Source organism: Pseudomonas stagnisoli (assembly GCF_048595745.1).
Classification (GTDB): domain Bacteria; phylum Pseudomonadota; class Gammaproteobacteria; order Pseudomonadales; family Pseudomonadaceae; genus Aquipseudomonas; species Aquipseudomonas alcaligenes_A.
Window position 1 is genome coordinate 2,503,206 of record NZ_CP184361.1, and the last position, 17,571, is coordinate 2,520,776.

General features: G+C 65.8%; 19 protein-coding genes. 8 read left to right on the forward strand and 11 right to left on the reverse strand.

The annotated features are described in order from the left end of the window. The first annotated feature begins 6 nt into the window (after window positions 1-6). The 3 genes from ccoS to hemN all read left to right on the forward strand — a co-directional run bounded on the left by ccoS (window position 7) and on the right by hemN (window position 2,344). Window positions 7-216, forward strand: a complete 210-nt coding sequence (gene ccoS / locus ACOAPY_RS11970) for a cbb3-type cytochrome oxidase assembly protein CcoS (protein WP_076578513.1) — start codon at window positions 7-9, stop codon at window positions 214-216. Further along, window positions 209-892 (forward strand): sulfite exporter TauE/SafE family protein, encoded by a 684-nt coding sequence (locus ACOAPY_RS11975; protein WP_465153415.1) that lies wholly within the window; start codon window positions 209-211, stop codon window positions 890-892. Before ccoS ends, ACOAPY_RS11975 begins: the two co-directional genes overlap by 8 nt. Before the next feature lie 69 nt (window positions 893-961). After that, the gene (gene hemN / locus ACOAPY_RS11980) at window positions 962-2,344 is read left to right on the forward strand and encodes an oxygen-independent coproporphyrinogen III oxidase (RefSeq protein ID WP_465153416.1); all 1,383 of its coding nucleotides are present in this window, start codon (window positions 962-964) and stop codon (window positions 2,342-2,344) included. A gap of 46 nt (window positions 2,345-2,390) precedes the next feature. Here hemN and ACOAPY_RS11985 read toward each other — a convergent pair whose 3' ends face one another. Further along, window positions 2,391-2,840 carry a hypothetical protein gene (locus ACOAPY_RS11985; RefSeq protein WP_465153417.1) on the reverse strand — a complete coding sequence of 150 codons (450 nt, stop codon included), beginning with the start codon at window positions 2,838-2,840 and terminating at the stop codon, window positions 2,391-2,393. 149 nt (window positions 2,841-2,989) lie between these two features. Here ACOAPY_RS11985 and fnr point away from each other — a divergent pair, with 149 nt between their 5' ends. Both fnr and ACOAPY_RS11995 read left to right on the forward strand, forming a co-directional pair. Continuing rightward, window positions 2,990-3,724, forward strand: a complete 735-nt coding sequence (gene fnr / locus ACOAPY_RS11990) for a fumarate/nitrate reduction transcriptional regulator Fnr (RefSeq protein ID WP_076578508.1) — start codon at window positions 2,990-2,992, stop codon at window positions 3,722-3,724. 9 nt (window positions 3,725-3,733) lie between these two features. Next, window positions 3,734-4,282, forward strand: coding sequence for an adenine phosphoribosyltransferase (locus ACOAPY_RS11995; protein WP_076578506.1), 549 nt, complete (start codon window positions 3,734-3,736; stop codon window positions 4,280-4,282). 116 nt (window positions 4,283-4,398) lie between these two features. On the opposite strand, the gene ACOAPY_RS12000 is transcribed toward ACOAPY_RS11995, so the two are convergent. The 7 genes from ACOAPY_RS12000 to ftrA all read right to left on the reverse strand — a co-directional run bounded on the left by ACOAPY_RS12000 (window position 4,399) and on the right by ftrA (window position 12,576). Further along, window positions 4,399-5,547: an acyl-CoA dehydrogenase family protein gene (locus ACOAPY_RS12000; RefSeq protein WP_465153418.1), complete on the reverse strand. Its 1,149-nt coding sequence runs from the start codon at window positions 5,545-5,547 to the stop codon at window positions 4,399-4,401. A gap of 56 nt (window positions 5,548-5,603) precedes the next feature. After that, entirely contained in the window at window positions 5,604-6,224 is a 621-nt protein-coding gene (locus ACOAPY_RS12005; RefSeq protein ID WP_465156790.1) for an eCIS core domain-containing protein, read from the reverse strand. A 13-nt stretch (window positions 6,225-6,237) separates the two neighbouring features. Continuing rightward, window positions 6,238-7,425: a PepSY-associated TM helix domain-containing protein gene (locus ACOAPY_RS12010; protein WP_465156792.1), complete on the reverse strand. Its 1,188-nt coding sequence runs from the start codon at window positions 7,423-7,425 to the stop codon at window positions 6,238-6,240. 68 nt (window positions 7,426-7,493) lie between these two features. Continuing rightward, window positions 7,494-9,959: a TonB-dependent siderophore receptor gene (locus tag ACOAPY_RS12015; protein ID WP_465153419.1), complete on the reverse strand. Its 2,466-nt coding sequence runs from the start codon at window positions 9,957-9,959 to the stop codon at window positions 7,494-7,496. 111 nt (window positions 9,960-10,070) lie between these two features. Next, window positions 10,071-11,015 carry a FecR domain-containing protein gene (locus ACOAPY_RS12020; RefSeq protein WP_465153420.1) on the reverse strand — a complete coding sequence of 315 codons (945 nt, stop codon included), beginning with the start codon at window positions 11,013-11,015 and terminating at the stop codon, window positions 10,071-10,073. A gap of 3 nt (window positions 11,016-11,018) precedes the next feature. Beyond that, window positions 11,019-11,531 carry a sigma-70 family RNA polymerase sigma factor gene (locus ACOAPY_RS12025; protein WP_465153421.1) on the reverse strand — a complete coding sequence of 171 codons (513 nt, stop codon included), beginning with the start codon at window positions 11,529-11,531 and terminating at the stop codon, window positions 11,019-11,021. Window positions 11,532-11,589: 58 nt separating this feature from the next. Beyond that, window positions 11,590-12,576, reverse strand: a complete 987-nt coding sequence (ftrA, locus tag ACOAPY_RS12030; RefSeq protein WP_465153422.1) for a transcriptional regulator FtrA — start codon at window positions 12,574-12,576, stop codon at window positions 11,590-11,592. Between the two features lie 96 nt (window positions 12,577-12,672). Between ftrA and ACOAPY_RS12035 the strand changes: the two genes are divergently transcribed. Together ACOAPY_RS12035 and ACOAPY_RS12040 are read left to right on the forward strand one after the other, a co-directional pair. Next, on the forward strand, window positions 12,673-13,110 hold the full coding sequence (locus ACOAPY_RS12035) for a rhodanese-like domain-containing protein (protein ID WP_465153423.1): 438 nt from the start codon (window positions 12,673-12,675) through the stop codon (window positions 13,108-13,110). Then, complete coding sequence (locus ACOAPY_RS12040) at window positions 13,104-13,580, forward strand: N-acetyltransferase family protein (protein ID WP_465153424.1); 477 nt, start codon at window positions 13,104-13,106, stop codon at window positions 13,578-13,580. The genes ACOAPY_RS12035 and ACOAPY_RS12040 overlap by 7 nt, the downstream gene beginning before the upstream one ends. A 1-nt stretch (window position 13,581) precedes the next feature. On the opposite strand, the gene recR is transcribed toward ACOAPY_RS12040, so the two are convergent. The 3 genes from recR to dnaX all read right to left on the reverse strand — a co-directional run bounded on the left by recR (window position 13,582) and on the right by dnaX (window position 16,787). Next, on the reverse strand, window positions 13,582-14,181 hold the full coding sequence (recR, locus tag ACOAPY_RS12045; RefSeq protein WP_076578491.1) for a recombination mediator RecR: 600 nt from the start codon (window positions 14,179-14,181) through the stop codon (window positions 13,582-13,584). Window positions 14,182-14,345: 164 nt separating this feature from the next. After that, on the reverse strand, window positions 14,346-14,672 hold the full coding sequence (locus ACOAPY_RS12050) for a YbaB/EbfC family nucleoid-associated protein (RefSeq protein WP_003240957.1): 327 nt from the start codon (window positions 14,670-14,672) through the stop codon (window positions 14,346-14,348). A 24-nt stretch (window positions 14,673-14,696) separates the two neighbouring features. Continuing rightward, window positions 14,697-16,787 (reverse strand): DNA polymerase III subunit gamma/tau, encoded by a 2,091-nt coding sequence (gene dnaX / locus ACOAPY_RS12055; protein ID WP_465153425.1) that lies wholly within the window; start codon window positions 16,785-16,787, stop codon window positions 14,697-14,699. A gap of 178 nt (window positions 16,788-16,965) precedes the next feature. On the opposite strand from dnaX, the gene imuA reads away from it, so the two are divergent. Next, the gene (imuA, locus tag ACOAPY_RS12060; RefSeq protein WP_465153426.1) at window positions 16,966-17,571 is read left to right on the forward strand and encodes a translesion DNA synthesis-associated protein ImuA; all 606 of its coding nucleotides are present in this window, start codon (window positions 16,966-16,968) and stop codon (window positions 17,569-17,571) included.

The window sequence follows — 17,571 nt, forward strand, 5'->3', positions numbered from 1 at the left end:
CGAGTCATGTCCGCCATCTACTTCCTGATCCCCATCGCCGTCGGCCTGGTTGGCTTCGCCATCTGGCTGTTCTTCTGGGCAGTGGACAACGGCCAGTATGACGATCTGGACAGCCCGGCCCACAGCATCCTGTTCGACGACGAAGACCCCCAGCACAAGGCCGGTGTCGCCGAAGCCGACAAGGCCGAGAAGCCCGAGGACGAACCGCGTGCCTGAGCTCGTCGCGCCACTGCTGTCCGCAGTGATCCTCGGCCTGCTCGGCGGCGGCCACTGCCTGGGTATGTGTGGCGGGCTGATGGGTGCACTGACCCTGGCCATCCCGCCCGAGCAGCGCGCGCGACGCCTGCGCCTGCTGCTGGCCTACAACCTCGGGCGCATCCTCAGCTATGCCACCGCCGGCCTGCTCATTGGCCTGGCCGGCTGGGCCGTAGCCAGCAGCCCGGCTGCCATGGCCCTGCGCGTGCTGGCAGGCCTGCTGCTGATCGCCATGGGCCTTTACCTGGCAGGCTGGTGGAGCGGCCTGACCCGCATCGAGGCACTCGGTCGCCACCTGTGGCGTCACCTGCAACCCGTCGCCAGCCGCCTGATGCCGGTCAGCAGCCTGCCACGTGCCCTTCTGCTCGGCGCCGTGTGGGGCTGGCTGCCCTGCGGTCTGGTCTACAGCACGCTGCTGTGGGCCTCCAGCCAGGGCTCACCGGGTGAAAGCGCGCTGCTGATGCTGGCCTTTGGCCTGGGCACCTGGCCGGTGCTGCTGGCCACCGGCATGGCCGCCGAACGGCTGACCGCACTCCTGCGCCAACGCGGCGTGCGGGTCGCTGGTGGCCTGCTGGTGATCCTGTTTGGTATCTGGACATTGCCCGGCCCGCATCAGCATTGGCTGATGGGCCATTGATACAAATCAAGAGGCTCCCCTCGGGCTCTCCCTAGACTGGCATCACTCGCCACTCCAGGGATTTCCCCGATGCTCGATGCCATCCACTGGGACGCCGACCTGATCCGCCGTCACGACCGACCGGGCCCGCGCTACACCTCATACCCCACCGCCGTGCAATTCCATGGCGAAGTCGGCTCCTTCGACCTGCTGCACGCCCTGCGTGACAGCCGCAAGGCCAAGCGCCCACTGTCGCTGTACGTGCACGTGCCGTTCTGCGCCAACATCTGCTACTACTGCGCCTGCAACAAAGTGATCACCAAGGATCGCGGCCGCGCCCTGCCCTATCTGGAGCGCCTGGAGCAGGAGATCGAAATGATTTCCCGCCATATCGACAGCGCACAGGTGGTCGAGCAACTGCACTTCGGCGGCGGAACCCCGACTTTCCTCAGCCACGACGAACTGCGTCGACTGATGGAGCATCTGCGCAAGCACTTTCACCTGCTTGACGATGATCGCGGCGACTACGGCATCGAGATCGATCCGCGCGAGGCCGACTGGTCGACCATGGGTCTGCTACGCGATCTGGGCTTCAATCGCGTCAGCCTTGGCGTACAGGACCTCGATCCCAACGTGCAGCGAGCGATCAACCGCCTGCAGACACTGGAACAGACCCGCGCCATCGTCGAAGCCGCGCACACGCTGCAGTACCGCTCGGTGAACATCGACCTGATCTACGGCCTGCCGCTGCAGAATCCGGACAGCTTCGCCCGCACCGTGGCCGAGGTGATCGCCCTGCAGCCTGATCGGTTGTCGGTGTTCAACTATGCCCACTTGCCCGAGCGCTTCATGCCGCAGCGCCGTATCAACGAAAGCGACCTGCCCAGTCCGGCGCTGAAACTGGAAATGCTGCAGCGCAGCATCGAGCAGCTGACCGCCGCCGGCTACCGCTATATCGGCATGGACCACTTCGCCCTCCCCGATGACGAGCTGGCCATGGCACAGGAGGACGGCACCCTGCAGCGCAATTTCCAGGGCTACACCACGCACGGTCACTGCGATCTGATCGGGCTTGGCGTATCGGCCATCAGCCAGGTCGGCGACCTTTACAGCCAGAACAGCAGCGACCTGGCCAACTACCAGCAAAGCCTGGCCAACGGCCAGCTGGCGACCCAGCGCGGCCTGCATTGCAACGAGGATGACCGCATCCGCCGCGCGGTGATCCAGGCGCTGATCTGTCAGTTCCAACTGAATTTCGGCGAAATCGAACAGCGCTTCGCCATCGACTTTCGCAGCTACTTCTCAGCCATCTGGCCGCAACTGCAGCAGCTTGATCGCGACGGTCTGATCGAACTCGGCGCCCAGGGTATTGAAGTGCGACCGGCCGGACGCCTGCTGGTACGCTCGGTGTGCATGCTGTTTGATCACTACCTGGAGCAGCAGAACCAGCAGCGTTTCTCGCGGGTCATCTGAACCAGGCGCCGGCCATAAGGCCGGCCCGCCTCGGGCAAAGGATTGATCAGCCCATCGCCAGGCGACTGGCCTGCAGTCGCTGGTCATCACTCAGGCGCTTGTCCTTGAGCGCCGTCAACAGACTCGCCTGAGCCGTGCTCAGCGCGCCTTGCAACGAGGACAGCTCACCACGCAGGGCTTCCACGCGCATCTGCTTGATCCGCGGATCCGCTCCCGACTCCGCCATCAGCGCCTGCAGCTCGGCCTGTTTATCGGCGATCTGCTGGCGCAGGGCACGGATCAACCGGAGAATCTCCTTGATGTTGTCCGGCAGGTTGGCCTCCTCGATATCATCATGCTTCGCGGTGGCTCGCGCTTTACCCAACTCCGACAGCGTAACCCGCAGACCGTCACGCACCTCAGGCTCGCCGGGGGCTGTGCCGCTGGCCCTTGCCACCTGACGCTGTATGCCCTGCGCCAGGCGTTCACTGAGCCCACTCACGTCCAGTTTCAACATGCTGCCTCCTCCACATGACGCCAACTGGCTATCGGGCGATCCGGCCATAACTTGAGCAAATGGTCAGACATGCGCAGCCGCTCTGGCCCAGCCGGGCGCCAATGGGTTAACCTTCGATTTTGTGTGTGACTCTCCACTCAGGGGTAGCGATGTCAGAGTTCATCAAGGTGCACAGCCCGCACCAGGCCCATTGCAAGGACTGCAGTCTCGCCGCGCTGTGCTTGCCGCTGTCCTTGAACCTCGAGGACATGGATGCCCTGGACCGCATCGTCAAGCGGGGCCGCCCATTGAAGAAGGGTGAGTTCCTGTTTCGCCAGGGCGACACCTTCGACTCGGTATTCGCCGTGCGTGCCGGCGCGCTGAAAACCTTTACTCTCAGCGACGCCGGTGAAGAGCAGATCACCGGATTCCACCTGCCCAGCGAACTGGTTGGTCTGTCCGGTGTAGACAGCGAACTCTACCCCGTATCCGCGCAGGCACTGGAGACTACCTCCGTCTGCGAGATCCCCTTCGAGCGCCTGGATGAACTTTCCGTGCAGCTCCCTCAATTGCGCCGTCAGCTGATGCGGGTCATGAGCCGGGAGATCCGCGACGACCAGCAGATGATGCTGCTGCTGTCCAAGAAGACCGCCGACGAGCGAATTGCCACCTTCCTGGTCAACCTTTCCGCGCGATTCCGCGCCCGCGGTTTCTCGGCCAACCAGTTCCGCCTGGCCATGTCACGCAATGAGCTCGGCAACTACCTGGGCCTCGCGGTGGAAACCGTGTCACGAGTATTCACCCGCTTCCAACAGAACGGCCTGATCAACGCCGAAGGCAAGGAAGTACAGATCCTCGATCCAATTGAACTGTGCGCCCTCGCCGGCGGTAGCATGGCGGACTGAGGACGCGTGATGATCTTCGACGAATTCGACATCAAGTCGCTGATCCGCCCCGTGCCGGACTTCCCCAAGCCGGGCGTGGTGTTCCGCGACATTACCCCGCTATTCCAGTCGCCGCGCGCCCAGCGCATGGTCGCCGACAGCTTCATCCAGCGCTACGTGGAGGCCGATTTCAGCCATGTGGCCGCGATGGATGCGCGCGGTTTTCTGATCGGCTCGGTGATCGCCTACGAACTGAACAAGCCGCTGATCCTGTTCCGCAAACAGGGCAAGCTGCCGGCGGACGTGCTCTCCGAGAGTTACCAGACCGAATATGGCGAGGCCCTGCTGGAAGTTCACAGCGACAGCCTGTGCGATGGTGACCGGGTCCTGATCTTCGATGACCTGATCGCTACCGGCGGCACCCTGCTGGCCGCCGCCCGGCTGGTCCGGCGCCTCGGAGCCCAGGTGTACGAAGCCGCCGCGATCATCGACCTGCCCGAGCTGGGGGGGTCGCAGAAACTGCAGGACGCCGGTATTCCGACCTTTGCACTGACCGCCTTTGCCCTCGACGAGCACTGAGCAGGAACGACTACCTGCTCAGCAGTTCGTGCAGCCTGGCGCCGATTGCCGCTGCCTTGTCAGCGCGGCCATTGATCAGCGCACACGTTTCAGCGAGCGCCAGTCGCAGCCGGCACTCACAAGCCCATCTGCTTGCTGATGATCTCGTTCATGATCTCCCGCGATCCGCCGCCGATGGAGAGGATGCGGTTGTCGCGGTACAGGCGCTCTACCAGGCTTTCACGCATGTAACCCATGCCGCCGAGGATCTGCACCGCATCGTAGGTGATGCGATCAGCCACGTCGGTGGCGAAGTTCTTGGCCATGGAGATTTCCTTGATCACGCTCTTGCCGGCGGCCATCTTCGCCGCCTGGCGGTAGGTGAACTCGCGAGACACTTCCAGTTGGGTGGCCATCTCGGCCAGGCGGTGCTTGAGCACCTGGAACTTGCCGATCGGCTTGCCGAAGGCCTCGCGCTCGCGGGCCCAGCGCATGGCCTCTTCCAGGGCCATCTGCGAGGTCATGTTGGCCATCAGTGCCAGGCTCAGTCGTTCGCTCTGGAAGTTGGCCATGATGCAGGCAAAGCCCATGTTCTCGGCACCGATCAGGTTCTCCACCGGCACCTTGCAGTCATCGAAGAACAGCTCGGCAGTGTCCGATGAGCGCCAGCCCATCTTCTTCAGCGAGCGGCCAACGGTGAAACCAGGCGTGCCCTTCTCGATCAGCAACAGGCTGACACCGCCGAAGCCCTCGCCGCCGGTGCGCACGGCCACGGTGTAGTAGTCGGCACGCACGCCGCTGGTGATAAAGGTCTTGCTGCCTGTCACGCGGTAGTAATCACCGTCGCGCACGGCACGGGTCTTCAGATTGGCCACGTCGGAACCGCCGGAAGGCTCGGTCACCGCCAGCGCCATGATCTTCTCGCCAGCCAGCACCTCGGGCACCACACGGTCGCGCAGTGCTGGCTTGGCCCACTTGAGTACCGGCGGCAGGCCGATGTCCAGCGAACCGAGGCCGGCGACCAGGCCGCCAGAGCCGGAACGCATCAGTTCCTCGCTGGCCGCCACCTTGGCAAACAGGTCACCTTCATGGCTGCCGCCGAACTGCTCCGGGTAACCGATGCCGAGAATCCCGGCCGCCCCCGCCTTGCGGTACAGCTCGCGGGGGAACTCCTCGGCTTCCTCCCAGTCGGCGATGTGCGGTAGCACTTCGCGCTCGATGAAGCGGCGCACCGAGTCGCGTACCAGCTGATGAGAAGGATCGAAGTATTCCTGGAAGGCGGACATGCGGGTGGCTCCCGGTTGTTGTTTGCCGCCACACTAACCTAGCGCTTGCTTGGTTTTCAATAGCCGCGCTGTTCTCGCAGCGCACGCGATACCCGCAGCTGCAGTTCGTAGGCCGGCCCCTCGACTGCCTCGAAGTCCCGCGTGTAGCGGCGGGCAAAGCCTTCCACGCCCCACGCGCGGTACTGCTGCACATGGTGCAGCTCGTGAGCCCAAAGCGCGACATCAAGCTCGGCGGCTTCAGCCTCGCGAAACACGATCAGGTCGACCAGGGTCACGGCCTGGATGTCGGGGTTCTGCAGCAGGGTGCTGGCAGCATCCAGCTGCTCGCCGCCGCCCACCCGGTAGCGCACGGCATCCAGCAGCTCGGCCGGATACCAGGCCAGCAGCTGCTGGCGGATCGCCGTCGGCATCGGTGCGCTGCCGGCGGCCAGCAGTTGCTGACGTGACTGCAGAATCCAGCCCTGCAGGTTGCTGGCTGCCAGCTCCAGCGCCTGCTCCTGCACCTGCGCGTACTCCGGCACGCACAGGCAGCCGTAGAGACAGACCTGCACCTGGCCAGGTGGACAGGTGTTGGCACCGGCCGGCAGGGCCAGTGCCAGAAGCAGGGTACTCAGTCGAAAGGGCAGCAGGCGCACGGGAAGTTCCAGGAAGAATTGCGGGGCGCCGGCTATGACCACGGGCACGGACAGATTATCCCTGCTCAGCAAGCCGCCGTTCAACGCGCTGCGCCGTGAACAGGCGGGCGCGCTGTTTGCGCCACCAGATCACCATGCCGGTGATGCTGAGTACGGCAATGGCCAGGCCCAGCACGGCGATCAACACCCGCCCGGGGAAGCCGAGGATGCGCCCGCCGTGGATCGGTAGCTGCAGCTGGTAGAAGCGCTCGCCCAGGGTGCCGACACCGGGGATTTCGCGACCGATCACACGGCCGTCCTCGCCATGCACGAAGACCCAGGCGTTGCCCTGGTCGCTGGCATGGTCGCCGAAACCGGCACCGAAGAAGTTGTACTCGAAGCTGTAGTACAGCTCGGTAATGGGTTGCTGCAGCCCCAGGCGATCACCCTCCTCCCGCGCCAGCGCATAGGCCTGGCGGTAGTTCAGCTGCAGCTCGCCCAGCGCCTCCTTGGGCAGCCGGCCGCGCGCCTCGTAGGTACTCAGCGGTACCTCCGAGAACAGCGAAACCACGGGTTTGAACACGTCGGCCGGCAGGTTCATTGCCACACTGCTGACCGCCACCGGGGTCAGCAGCAGCCACAGCCACAGGCCACCGGCGCGGTGCACGTCGTGGTTGAGGCGCTGGCGCTTGATCTTCCAGGCCTTGCCCCATTTGCGCCAGAACGGTCGACCGCGCGGGAGGGTCAGCCACAGCGAGACCAGGCAGTCGATGGTCCAGAGAATGGCGACGATGCCCATCAGCAGGATGCCCCAATTGCCCGGCAGGCTGAGGCTGTAGTGGAACTCGAGGATAAAAGGGACGAAGTTCTCCCGAGAGAAACAGCAGGCGCCCCACTCCCGCTCGCCCAGCACGCTGCCGTCCGCCGGGTCGAGGTAGAACACCCGTGGCGCCAGCGGATAAGGCTGGCCGCTGGCCGGATCGGTGCGCGGCACGGTGGCCAGCAGCGCCGAATGGCCGGGTTCGTCCGGCTGTTCCAGATACCAGACCAGGCGCTGCGGATGAGCCGCCTCCAGCCGCTCGATCAGGCTCGGGCCGTCCATGCGCGCCGTGGCGGTGTGATCGGTCTGGTAGAACTGCGGGTTAAGCCACTCATCCAGTTCGTGGTGGAAGGCCAGCACGCTGCCGGTCACACCGGCCAGGGCGAGGAACACCGCAGTAGCCAGCCCGAGGTAACGGTGCAGCCGGACCAGAATGTTGCGCATCATGATTTTCCGTCTCGCAAACAGCAGAAAACCGCCGTCTCTGGCGAGACGGCGGCCATTGCGCTGGGTCAGAACTTCTGGGTGACGGTGGCCACCACGGTACGCTCCTCGCCCAGGTAGCAGGCGGTGGCCGAATAGCAGGAGGCCACGTAGTACTCATCAGTGAGGTTGTTGGCGTTGACCCGCACCGAGGTGCCCTGCAGGCCGACGTGGGCCAGGTCATAGCTGACTGCCGCGTCGAACAGGGTGTAGGACGGCACCTGGAAGTCGTTCAGGTCGCTACCCTCGCTCTCGCCCACATAGCGGGCGCCAGCGCCGATGGTCAGGCCGGCCAGCAGACCTTCCTTGAAGCCGTAGTCGGCCCACAGGCTGGCCATCTGCTCGGGTGTCTGGTACGGGGTGTTGCCCTTGGCATCCACCACGCCACCGAGCGCGTCGAAGACGAAGTAGGACTTGCTGTATTCCACGTCATTGTAGGTGTAGCTGCCCAGCAGCTGCAGGTTGTCGGTGACCTGCACGCGGGCCTCCAGCTCGACGCCCCTGGAATCGATGCCACCAACGCCCTTGTATTCGTAGTTGTCGGTGAAGCTGTTCTCCTTGGCGAACAGGTTCTCCATCTCGAGGGTGAATAAGGAGATGGTGTACAGGTCGTCGGTGCCCGGCGGCTGGAACTTCAGGCCTGCCTCCCACTGCTCGCCGGTAGTGGGCTTGAGGATCTGCGCACCATCGGAGTAGTTGGACGTGGGGTTGAACGAAGTGGAGTAGCTGACATAGGGCGAGAGGCCGTTGTCGAAGGCATACAGCACGCCGAGGTGGCCGCTGAGCTTGTCGCCGGTGTTGGCGTCCTTGGTGCCCTGCTGATCGTCGTCGATGGATACGTCGTACCAGTCCTGGCGCAGACCGGCGGTGAAGTTCCAGCCGCCCAGCTCGATCAGGTCCTGCACGTACAGGCCGGCCTGCTTCTGCCGGCGCAGGGCGTCGCTGACGGTGGCCAGGGCAGCCAGGTCGTTGGCCGGGTATTGCGGATTGAACACGTCCAGCGGGGTCACCGAGCTGTAGTCGCGGTCGTAGCGCACCTTGTTCTTCGAGTACTGGTAGTCCAGCCCGGTGACCAGGGTGTGCTGTGCCGCGCCGGTGGCGAATTCGGCTTGCAGCAGGTTGTCGACGATCCAGGCGTGCAGGTTCTCCTCGCCACCGCTGAAGCCACGGGCCAGCTCGTTGCCGGTGGCGCTCACATATCCGTTGCCCCACACCTGGCTGTTTTCGGTGCTGGCGGCCAGGTAGCGGAAGTTTTGCCGCGCGCTCCAGGTGTCGTTGAAGCGGTGTTCCAGTTCATAGCCGAGCATCTGCTGGCTGCGCTTGAATTCCTCGATGTCCGGGTCACCCTCGAAGAAGCTGGCAGAGATACGCTCGCCGTTACGCGTGTGCAGGGTGCCGGAGGCCGGCAGGCTGCCGTGGTAGCCGCCATTGGGGTCTTCCTGCAGGTAGGCGTAGAGATTGAGCAGGGTGTCGTCACCGAGGCTCAGCGCCAGGCTGGGCATCAGCGCGTAGCGAGTCTCTTCGACATGCTCGACCTGCACATCGGTGTCCTTGGCCAGGCCGACCACGCGGTAGGCGACGTTGTCGCTGAGCGGGCCGGTGACGTCGAAGGCCGTCTGTTTGTAGTCATGGCTGCCGAAGGACACATCGATGCGGCCGGCCTGTTCGAACTCGGGGCGCTTGGTGGTCAGCGCTGCCAGACCACCCGGATTGCTGCGACCGTAGAGCACCGAAGACGGGCCCTTGAGCACATCGATGCGTTCGAGGAAGTAGGGATCGATCTGCAGGCTGGTAAAGGAGCCCGGATCGCCCATGGCCTTCAGGCCGTCGATGATGATGTTGTCCACCGAACCATCGTTGATCCCGCGCATGGCCAGGTAGTCATAGCGATGGGTGTTGCCGTAAGGGTTGGTGAGCACACCGGCGGTATAGCGGGTAGCCTCGGCGACGGTACGCGAGCCCTGCTCCTCGATCTGCGCGGCAGTCACCACGGATACGCTCTGCGAAGTGTTCACCAGCGCCTTGCTGGTCTTGGTCGCCACGCTGCTGTGGGTGGCGTTGTAGCCGTCCATGCTGCCCAGCGCGTTGCCCAGGGCGAAGCCCTCGACCTCGGTGGTCTGCAGCGACAGGCTGGCGCCCTCGCCAACCAGGCTCAGCGAATAGCTGCCGCTGGCGTCACGCACCACCTGCATACCGCTGTCCTGCAGCAACCGGGCCAGGCCCTCATCCACCGAGTACTGGCCCTGCAGGCCCTGGCTCTGCTTGTTGGCGGTGAGCTGGCCGTCGACAGCGAGGAGAATCTGCGCCTCGCTGGCGAACTGGCTCAGGGCGCTGGACAGCGGACCGGCCGGGATGGCGTAGCTGCGCAGGCTCTGCTCGGCATCGGCGGCCTGGGCCAGGCCGCCCAGGCCCGGCTGCAGGGCGGCCAGCGGCATGGCCAGCACGGCGGCGCGAATCGCCCGACGCAGGGCGTGCGGAGTAGTGGAGTAAGGCATGTGAATCCCCCTGGATAGCGATGGCATAGCGGGCAAAATCGCCCTAATGCGCTTGAAGCCAAGCCAGATGAAAAAAGGGGAACCACGAATGCGAAATATTTATATCCGCACTCAAGTCGCAGCTGAATGGCGCGGCTCGATGCTGATCCACCACGGCAGCCGATGCACCACACGCACCGGCAGGCTGGCCTCCAGGGCGGCGTAGATGCGCTCCGGCTGCGCCAGCGGGAAGGCGCCAACCAGGCGCAGCTTGGCCACCCGCGGATCGCAGCCCAGATGTCCACGCTGGTGGCGGCTCAGCTCGGCGACGAACTCTCCCAACGGCATGTCATCGGCCTGCAGAACGCCGTGGGTCCAGGCCTGCTGGCCCTGGCGCAACGGCGCCGGGCTATCCACCCAGTGGGCATCGAAATAGGCCTGCTGACCCGCAAACAGGCTCTGCCGGCGGGCACCAATAATCTCCAGCGCGCCGATCTGGGTCGAGACCAGGTAACCGTCGTCCAGCTGGCGCACGGCGAAACGCCCGCCCTGCACCCGCAGGCGCGCATGGGCGGTTTCCAGCCACAACGGACGGGCATCGTCGGCCGCCTCGACCAGCACCTCGCCGCGGTACAGCATCAGGCGTCGCAGTTGGGCAGTGAAATCCACGTCCAGCGCGCTGTCGGTGTTCAGCCACAGGCGGCTGCCATCGGCCAGTTGGCTGTCACGTACCTCGCCCACCGCCGTGCGCTGGCTGGCCTGCCATTGCTGCCAGGGCAGTGCACGGCCGCCCAGCCCCAGCAGACCAACGCCCGCCACGATGGATAGCGCCTTGAGCGCCTGGCGTCGCTCCACTCCACGCGCCTGCAGTGCCGAACGCGCCGCCTGGCGCTGCGGCAGGCGTTCAAACTGACCGCTGATGCTCTCAACCCGCAGCCAGGCCTGGCGGTGTTGCGGCCGGGCCTCCAGCCAGCGCTGCCAGGCGAGCCGGTCCTGCTCGCTGGCGTGCTCGTCGCGCAGCCGGGCGAACCAGTCGGCAGCCTGCTGCAACACGGCAAAATCAATCGACTGGCCCATGCCTCAGTCCTGCGCCAGGGTCAGGCAATGGAGCATGGCCTGGGCCATGTACTTCTTCACCATACGCTCGGACACACCGAGCTTTACCGCAATCTGCGCGTAGGTCAGACCATCGAGCTGAGCCAGGAGGAAAGCATCGCGCACCTTGCCCGGCAGGCGCCGCAGCAGGGCGTCGATCTGCAGCAGGGAAGCCATGATCAGCTCGCGCTGCTCCGGTGAGGGGGCGTACTGCTCCGGCTGCTGGGCCAGGGATTCGAGATAGGCACGCTCGATGGCCAGGCGCCGCCAGTGATTGACCAGCAGCCCATGGGCGATGGTCGACAGGTAGGCACGTGGCTCACGCAGCGGCGCGAGATCGCGCTCTTTGCTCAGCAGGCGCAGGAAAGTGTCCTGGGCCAGGTCGGCAGCCCCCTGAGAGCAGTCCATGCGCCGCCGCAACCAGCTGATCAGCCAGCCGTGGTGATCCCGGTAAAGCTGCTGGAAGGTTTGTTGCTGTGAGACCGCGCTAACCGCCATGGGATACGTCTGCCGCTGGACGTGGAATTGGCGCGAATGGTAATGCTTCTCAAGTGTTTTACGCCAGCGGCGTCTGGGCTTTCGTGCCATGCCTGCCGAAGCGCTCGCGATAAGCGCTTGGCGATAGCCCCAGATGGTTGCGGAACGCAACGCGAAAACTCTCCACGGTGCGATAGCCACACTGCTCGGCGATACGCTCGACGCTCTGCGCATCGCCCTCCAGCAGCTCGCGGGCACGGGACAAGCGCTCGTGTTGCAGCCAGGCCTTGGGCGTCATGCCGGTGGCCGCGCCGAAACGGCGCAGGAAGGTGCGCTCGCTCATCGCTACCCGCGCCGCCAGCTGCCTGACCTCCAATGGCTGATCGAGGCGCTGGCGTACCCACTCCAGCAGGCCGGACAGATCATGGCGCGCGGAGTGCGCCACCGGCGCGGGGATGAACTGCGCCTGGCCGCCGGCACGCTGCGGCGCCATCACCAGGCGCTGGGCCACGCGATTGGCGACCTGGTTGCCGAAGTCACGCGCCACCAGGTGCAGACAGGCATCAATGCCAGCGGCGCTACCGGCCGAGGTGATCAGCTGGCCGGCGTCGACATACAGCACCTGCGGATCCACCTCGATGGCCGGGTAGCGCTGCGCCAGCTCATCCGTATAGCGCCAGTGGGTGGTGGCGCGCTGGCCGTCGAGCAGACCGCTGGCCGCCAGCACGAACACCCCGGAACAGATCGACAGCAGCCGCGCGCCACGCCCGTGGGCCTCGCGCAGGGCATCGAGCAACGCCGGCGGTGGCAGCTCGGCACGGTCGCGCCAGCCGGGAACGATGATGGTGCGGGCCTCGGCCAAGCCTTCTAAGCCGGCATCGGCCAGCACCCGGATGCCACCCGTGGCGCGCATCGGCCCCTCGTCGAGGCCGACGATGCGGTGGCGATACCAGGGGAAATCGAACTCCGGCCGCGCCAGGCCGAAGATCTCCACGGCGATACCGAATTCGAAAGTGCACAGGCCGTCATAGGCGAGGATGGCCACCAGGCCGGGGTCGTTGCGCATTGGCGGAAAATTTCCGATACCTGTCCGAGCCGCCACTGTAGCGGAGTCGCGGCGACTCATACAGTGGCGCCATACCCCATCACGAGGAGTTCCACCATGAGCCTGGTCAGCCAGTTCCCCGCCGCCACTTCCGCCATCGCCCTGATGCATTTCAGCCAGCGCCTCGCCTTCGAGACCGACTGCTCGGACGTCTACCGCAGCCGGCAGGAAGGCCAGGTCGACTACGTGCTGGTCGATGTACGCGGCGAGGCCGCCTACGCCGCCGGCCACGTACCCGGCGCCATCAACATCCCGCACCGCCTGATGAGCACCGAGCGCATGGCTGAGTTTCCCCGCGACACCCTGTTCGTCGTCTACTGCGCCGGCCCGCACTGCAACGGCGTCCACCGCGCCGCGGTGCGCCTGGCGAGCCTCGGCTACGCGGTGAAGGAGATGATCGGCGGCGTCACCGGCTGGCTCGATGAGGGCCTGAACCTGGTCAGCGGCGATGCCCAGCCGAGCGCCGCCTCGCAAAGCGTCAGCTGCGCATGCTGATCCGCCAGGCCTGCGCGGCGGACGTGCCGCAGTTGCTTACGCTGATGCGCCAGCTGGCCGCCTTCGAGGACTACCTGGCGGACTTCGCCGTGGACGAAGCCGCGTTGCACCGGCGCGCCTTCGGCCCCACGGCGCAATGCCAGGTCTTCGTCGCCGAGACCGCAGCAGGCGAGCTGCGCGGCTACGCCATCGCGCTGCTCGTCCCGTTCACCGTTGATCTGCGCCCGACCGTGCGCCTCAAGGAGTTGTATGTGACGGCGCCCTGGCGCTCACAGGCTCTGGGCAGGCAACTGCTGGGCACGCTGGCGCAATGGGCGCTGGAGCAAGGTGCCGGACGCCTGCACTGGGACGTACTGGCCGGCAATGCTCGTGCGGAAAGTTTCTACCAGCGCCTGGGCGGTCGCCCGGTGCAGAAATGGATCGCTTACGAGATGGATGACGCCGAGCTGCAGACGCTGGCGCGCTACTGAGTCAGCCGGAAATCGGCCGGCGCCCAGCCAGGGCATGGGCCAGGGTGCCGCCATCCACCAGCTCCAGCTCGCCACCCAGCGGCACGCCATGGGCGATGCGCGACAGCACGATGCCCTTGCCCGCCAGCATCTGCGCGATGTAGTGAGCCGTGGCCTCGCCCTCCACCGTCGGGTTGGTGGCGAGGATCACCTCAGAGAACTGGCTGGCGCCGATATGCGCCAGCAACTCGGGAATGCCGATGGCTTCCGGGCCCAGGCCATCCAGCGGCGAGAGGTGGCCCTTGAGCACGAAGTAGCGCCCGCGATAGCCGGTCTGCTCCACCGCGAACACGTCCAGCGGTCCCTCCACCACGCACAGCAGCGAGTCGTCGCGGCGCGGATCGCTGCACTGCGGGCACAGCTCGTCCTCGCTCAGGGTGCGGCAACGCTTGCAGTGCCCCACCCCCTCCATGGCCGCCGCCAGCGCCTGCGACAGGCGCATGCCACCGCTACGATCGCGCTCCAGCAACTGCAGGGCCATACGCTGCGCGGTCTTCTGCCCGACACCGGGTAGCAGACGCAGCGAATCGATCAGTTGGCGGATCAGCGGGCTGAAGCTCATGGGCAAGTGTCGCTATGTGAATGAGGCTGCGCGGAGCAAGGGGCGTTCAGGCGGCGTGCAGGGCAAGGCGCGAGAAGGCGTGGGCACCGGAGTTTACTGCGCGTAAATGAGGATGCCCGCGCCTTCGAGCAACGCAGCCATGTGCGTCGACTGGGCGGCCCGGTTTAGAAGGGCATTTTGAAGCCGGGGGGAAGCTGCATGCCTGCGGTCATACCGGCCATCTTCTCCTGGCTGTTCTGCTCGACCTTGCGCACGGCGTCGTTCACCGCAGCGGCGATCAGGTCTTCCAGCACTTCCTTGTCTTCCTGCATCAGGCTGTCGTCCAGGGTGATGCGCTTGACGTCGTGGCGACCGGTCATCACCACGCTCACCAGGCCGGCACCGGACTGGCCGGTGACTTCGGCGTTGGCCAGCTCTTCCTGCATCTTCTGCATTTTTTCCTGCATCTGCTGGGCCTGCTTCATCAGGCCCGCCATGCCGCCTTTCATCATGATGGTGTTCCTCGGCTAATCGACTCAGGGAGTCAGGGGTTCGATGGAGTCGGGGCGAATGCTCGCCCCGAACTGTTGAATCATCTGCTGCACCAGCGGGTCGTCATGGATCGACTGCTCGGCCAGGCGCTGACGCTCGGCGCGCTTGCGCGCGGCAGCCTGGGCCGGAGTCTCCTGCTCGGGACGCAGCAACTCGATGCGCAGGTTCAGGCTGCGCCCCAGGTGCTGATTGAGCGCTTCGTTCAGGCGACGCTGCTGGGTGGCATTGAACAGCGCACTGTGCGCCGGGTCCAGGTGCAGCAGCCAGTCGTCACCCTTGGCCTCGACCAGGGTGCAGTTGGCGCCGATGCTGCCGGTCATGCCGGACAGGCCCAGGCGCGGAAACAGATCCAGCCACTCGGCGGCCAGGCCGGTGGCCGGCTGCGCCGCCGGTAATGGCTCGGGCTCGGCCGGCGCCGCCGCAGGCGCGTCGAAGTCGTAATCGAGGCTGTCGGCATCGGCCTCGTAGTAGTCGTAGTCGCCGGGCGGCGGCTCGTCGTCATCGCCCTCCTCGACCGGCGCTGCCGCAACGCTCGGGGCCGAGGCCGCCGGTGCCGGCTCGAGCGGCACAGCGGCAGTGGTTTCAGGAACACTTGCAGCAACCTGCGCGACCGGCTCGGCAACCTGTACGGGCGATTGTGCTGCGGGCGCTTCCCAGGGCAGATCGACCGGCGCTGCCTCGACCACTGGCGCAGGCAGCTCGACAGGTGCGGGGGTGGCGGCCATGGCCGGTGTGGCTGCAGGGGTGGCAGTTTCACTCGGAGCCGGAGCCGGAGCCGGAGCCGGAGCCGGAGCCGGAGCCGGAGCCGGAGCCGGAGCCGCCACAGGCTGGGGTTCCGGCACGGCTGGCGCAACAGCTGGAGCAACCGAAGCAACGATAGCGGCCGGCGCAGCCACGGGGGCCACACCGGCCACCGGGGTCTGGCTGGAATCAGCGGTGGCCTTGCTGATCCCCAGGTCCTTTAAAGGTGACCTCGGCGCTCCATCGGCATCCGCCGGGCGGAACGCCAGCATGCGCAGCAGCACCATCTCGAAGCCACCGCGCGGGTCCGGCGCCAGCGGCAGGTCGCGGCGGCCGATCAGGCCCATCTGGTAGTAGAACTGCACGTCTTCGGCCGGCAGCGCCTGGGCCAGCGCCAGTACCTTGTCGCGGTCGCCCTGGCCGTTGTCCACCGCCTCCGGTAGCGCCTGGGCGATGGCCACACGGTGCAGCACATTGAGCATTTCCGAGAGCACGCCATTCCAGTCCGGGCCTTGCTCGGCCAGGTGGCGCACCGCTTCGAGCAGCGCACGGGCATCGCCTTCCAGCAGCGCATGCAGCACGCCGTAGACCTGGCCGTGATCAAGAGTACCGAGCATCGAGCGCACATCGGCGGCCAGCACCTTGCCCTCACCGAAGGCGATGGCCTGGTCGGTGAGGCTCATGGCGTCGCGCATCGAGCCGTCGGCGGCGCGGCCGAGCAGCCACAGGGCGTCTTCCTCGAACGAAATGCTCTCGGCGGTCAGTACATGGGTCAGGTGCTCGACCACCCGCTCTGGCGGCATGTTCTTCAGGGAGAACTGCAGGCAGCGCGAGAGGATGGTGACCGGCAGTTTCTGCGGGTCGGTAGTGGCGAGCAGGAATTTGACGTGGGGTGGCGGCTCTTCGAGGGTCTTGAGCAGCGCGTTGAACGAGTGCGTGGAGAGCATGTGCACTTCGTCGATCAAGTAGACCTTGTAGCGCCCACGGCTAGGTGCGTACTGCACGTTTTCCAGCAGTTCGCGGGTGTCCTCCACCTTGGTGCGGCTCGCGGCGTCCACCTCGATCAGGTCGACGAAGCGGCCCTCGTCGATCTCCCGGCACACCGAGCAGGTGCCGCAGGGAGTGGAGCTGATGCCGGTTTCGCAGTTCAGGCACTTGGCGATGATCCGCGCGATGGTGGTCTTGCCCACGCCGCGGGTACCGGTGAACAGGTAGGCGTGGTGCAGGCGCTGGCTGTCCAGGGCATTGATCAGGGCCTTGAGCACATGGGTCTGGCCGACCATCTCGCGGAAGCTGCGCGGACGCCATTTACGTGCAAGGACCTGATAACTCATGAAAAACCGTCGCGGCTGAGAGTGCGGAAGTGGCTAATCCTAGCGGAGCACCGGGTAAATTGCATCCGCCATGGACTGCGCCCCTCATCGGGGTGGACTTGCTGACCTCCGCCTCATCGAATACTGTTTTTATATACAGTATTTTAGCGATATCGCCATGCATGCCCAGACACACTTCATGAACGCCCGAAACAGTGCCCTAGCCAACCTGCTGGATGAGCGCCGTGTATGGAAGGGCCAGGCCCTGGCGCCGAAGGCCGGCACCCATCCCACAGGCCATGCCACGCTCGACGCTGTACTGCCAGGTGGCGGCTGGCCCGAGGAGGCGCTCAGCGAGATCCTGCTGTCCGCCCCCGGCACGGGGGAACTGCGCCTGCTGTGGCCGACCCTGGCGCGTCTGAGCCGGGCCGGCGAACGCCTGGTCCTGGTGGCCCCTCCCTACCTGCCGTATGCCCCCGCCTGGCAGGCAGCAGGTATCGATCTGGACCGCCTGGAGATCATTCGTGCCCGTAGGGAGGAAACCTTGTGGGCCGCCGAGCAGTGCCTGCGCTCCGGCAGCTGTGGCGCCGTACTGTGCTGGCCGGAACACGCCAGCGACCGCGCCCTGCGCCGCCTGCAAGTAGCCGCTGAAACCGGGCATACCCTGGCCTTCACCTATCGCCCGGCCAGTGCCGCGCACAACCCCTCGCCTGCGGCCTTGCGCCTGTGGCTGGAGGGATCTGGCCAATTGCGAGTGCTCAAATGCCGTGGCGGCCTGGCACCGGCCCACGCCATCCGGATCTGA

Excerpts from the sequence above, each read along its gene's own strand:
- ccoS (WP_076578513.1), top strand. The coding sequence starts at position 7 with ATGTCCGCCATCTACTTCCTGATCCCCATCGCCGTCGGCCTGGTTGGC.
- hemN (WP_465153416.1), top strand. The coding sequence starts at position 962 with ATGCTCGATGCCATCCACTGGGACGCCGACCTGATCCGCCGTCACGAC.
- ACOAPY_RS11985 (WP_465153417.1), bottom strand. The coding sequence starts at position 2,840 with ATGTTGAAACTGGACGTGAGTGGGCTCAGTGAACGCCTGGCGCAGGGC.
- fnr (WP_076578508.1), top strand. The coding sequence starts at position 2,990 with ATGTCAGAGTTCATCAAGGTGCACAGCCCGCACCAGGCCCATTGCAAG.
- ACOAPY_RS11995 (WP_076578506.1), top strand. The coding sequence starts at position 3,734 with ATGATCTTCGACGAATTCGACATCAAGTCGCTGATCCGCCCCGTGCCG.
- ACOAPY_RS12000 (WP_465153418.1), bottom strand. The coding sequence starts at position 5,547 with ATGTCCGCCTTCCAGGAATACTTCGATCCTTCTCATCAGCTGGTACGC.
- ACOAPY_RS12010 (WP_465156792.1), bottom strand. The coding sequence starts at position 7,425 with ATGCGCAACATTCTGGTCCGGCTGCACCGTTACCTCGGGCTGGCTACT.
- ACOAPY_RS12015 (WP_465153419.1), bottom strand. The coding sequence starts at position 9,959 with ATGCCTTACTCCACTACTCCGCACGCCCTGCGTCGGGCGATTCGCGCC.
- ACOAPY_RS12020 (WP_465153420.1), bottom strand. The coding sequence starts at position 11,015 with ATGGGCCAGTCGATTGATTTTGCCGTGTTGCAGCAGGCTGCCGACTGG.
- ACOAPY_RS12025 (WP_465153421.1), bottom strand. The coding sequence starts at position 11,531 with ATGGCGGTTAGCGCGGTCTCACAGCAACAAACCTTCCAGCAGCTTTAC.
- ftrA (WP_465153422.1), bottom strand. The coding sequence starts at position 12,576 with ATGCGCAACGACCCCGGCCTGGTGGCCATCCTCGCCTATGACGGCCTG.
- ACOAPY_RS12035 (WP_465153423.1), top strand. The coding sequence starts at position 12,673 with ATGAGCCTGGTCAGCCAGTTCCCCGCCGCCACTTCCGCCATCGCCCTG.
- ACOAPY_RS12040 (WP_465153424.1), top strand. The coding sequence starts at position 13,104 with ATGCTGATCCGCCAGGCCTGCGCGGCGGACGTGCCGCAGTTGCTTACG.
- recR (WP_076578491.1), bottom strand. The coding sequence starts at position 14,181 with ATGAGCTTCAGCCCGCTGATCCGCCAACTGATCGATTCGCTGCGTCTG.
- ACOAPY_RS12050 (WP_003240957.1), bottom strand. The coding sequence starts at position 14,672 with ATGATGAAAGGCGGCATGGCGGGCCTGATGAAGCAGGCCCAGCAGATG.
- dnaX (WP_465153425.1), bottom strand. The coding sequence starts at position 16,787 with ATGAGTTATCAGGTCCTTGCACGTAAATGGCGTCCGCGCAGCTTCCGC.
- imuA (WP_465153426.1), top strand. The coding sequence starts at position 16,966 with ATGAACGCCCGAAACAGTGCCCTAGCCAACCTGCTGGATGAGCGCCGT.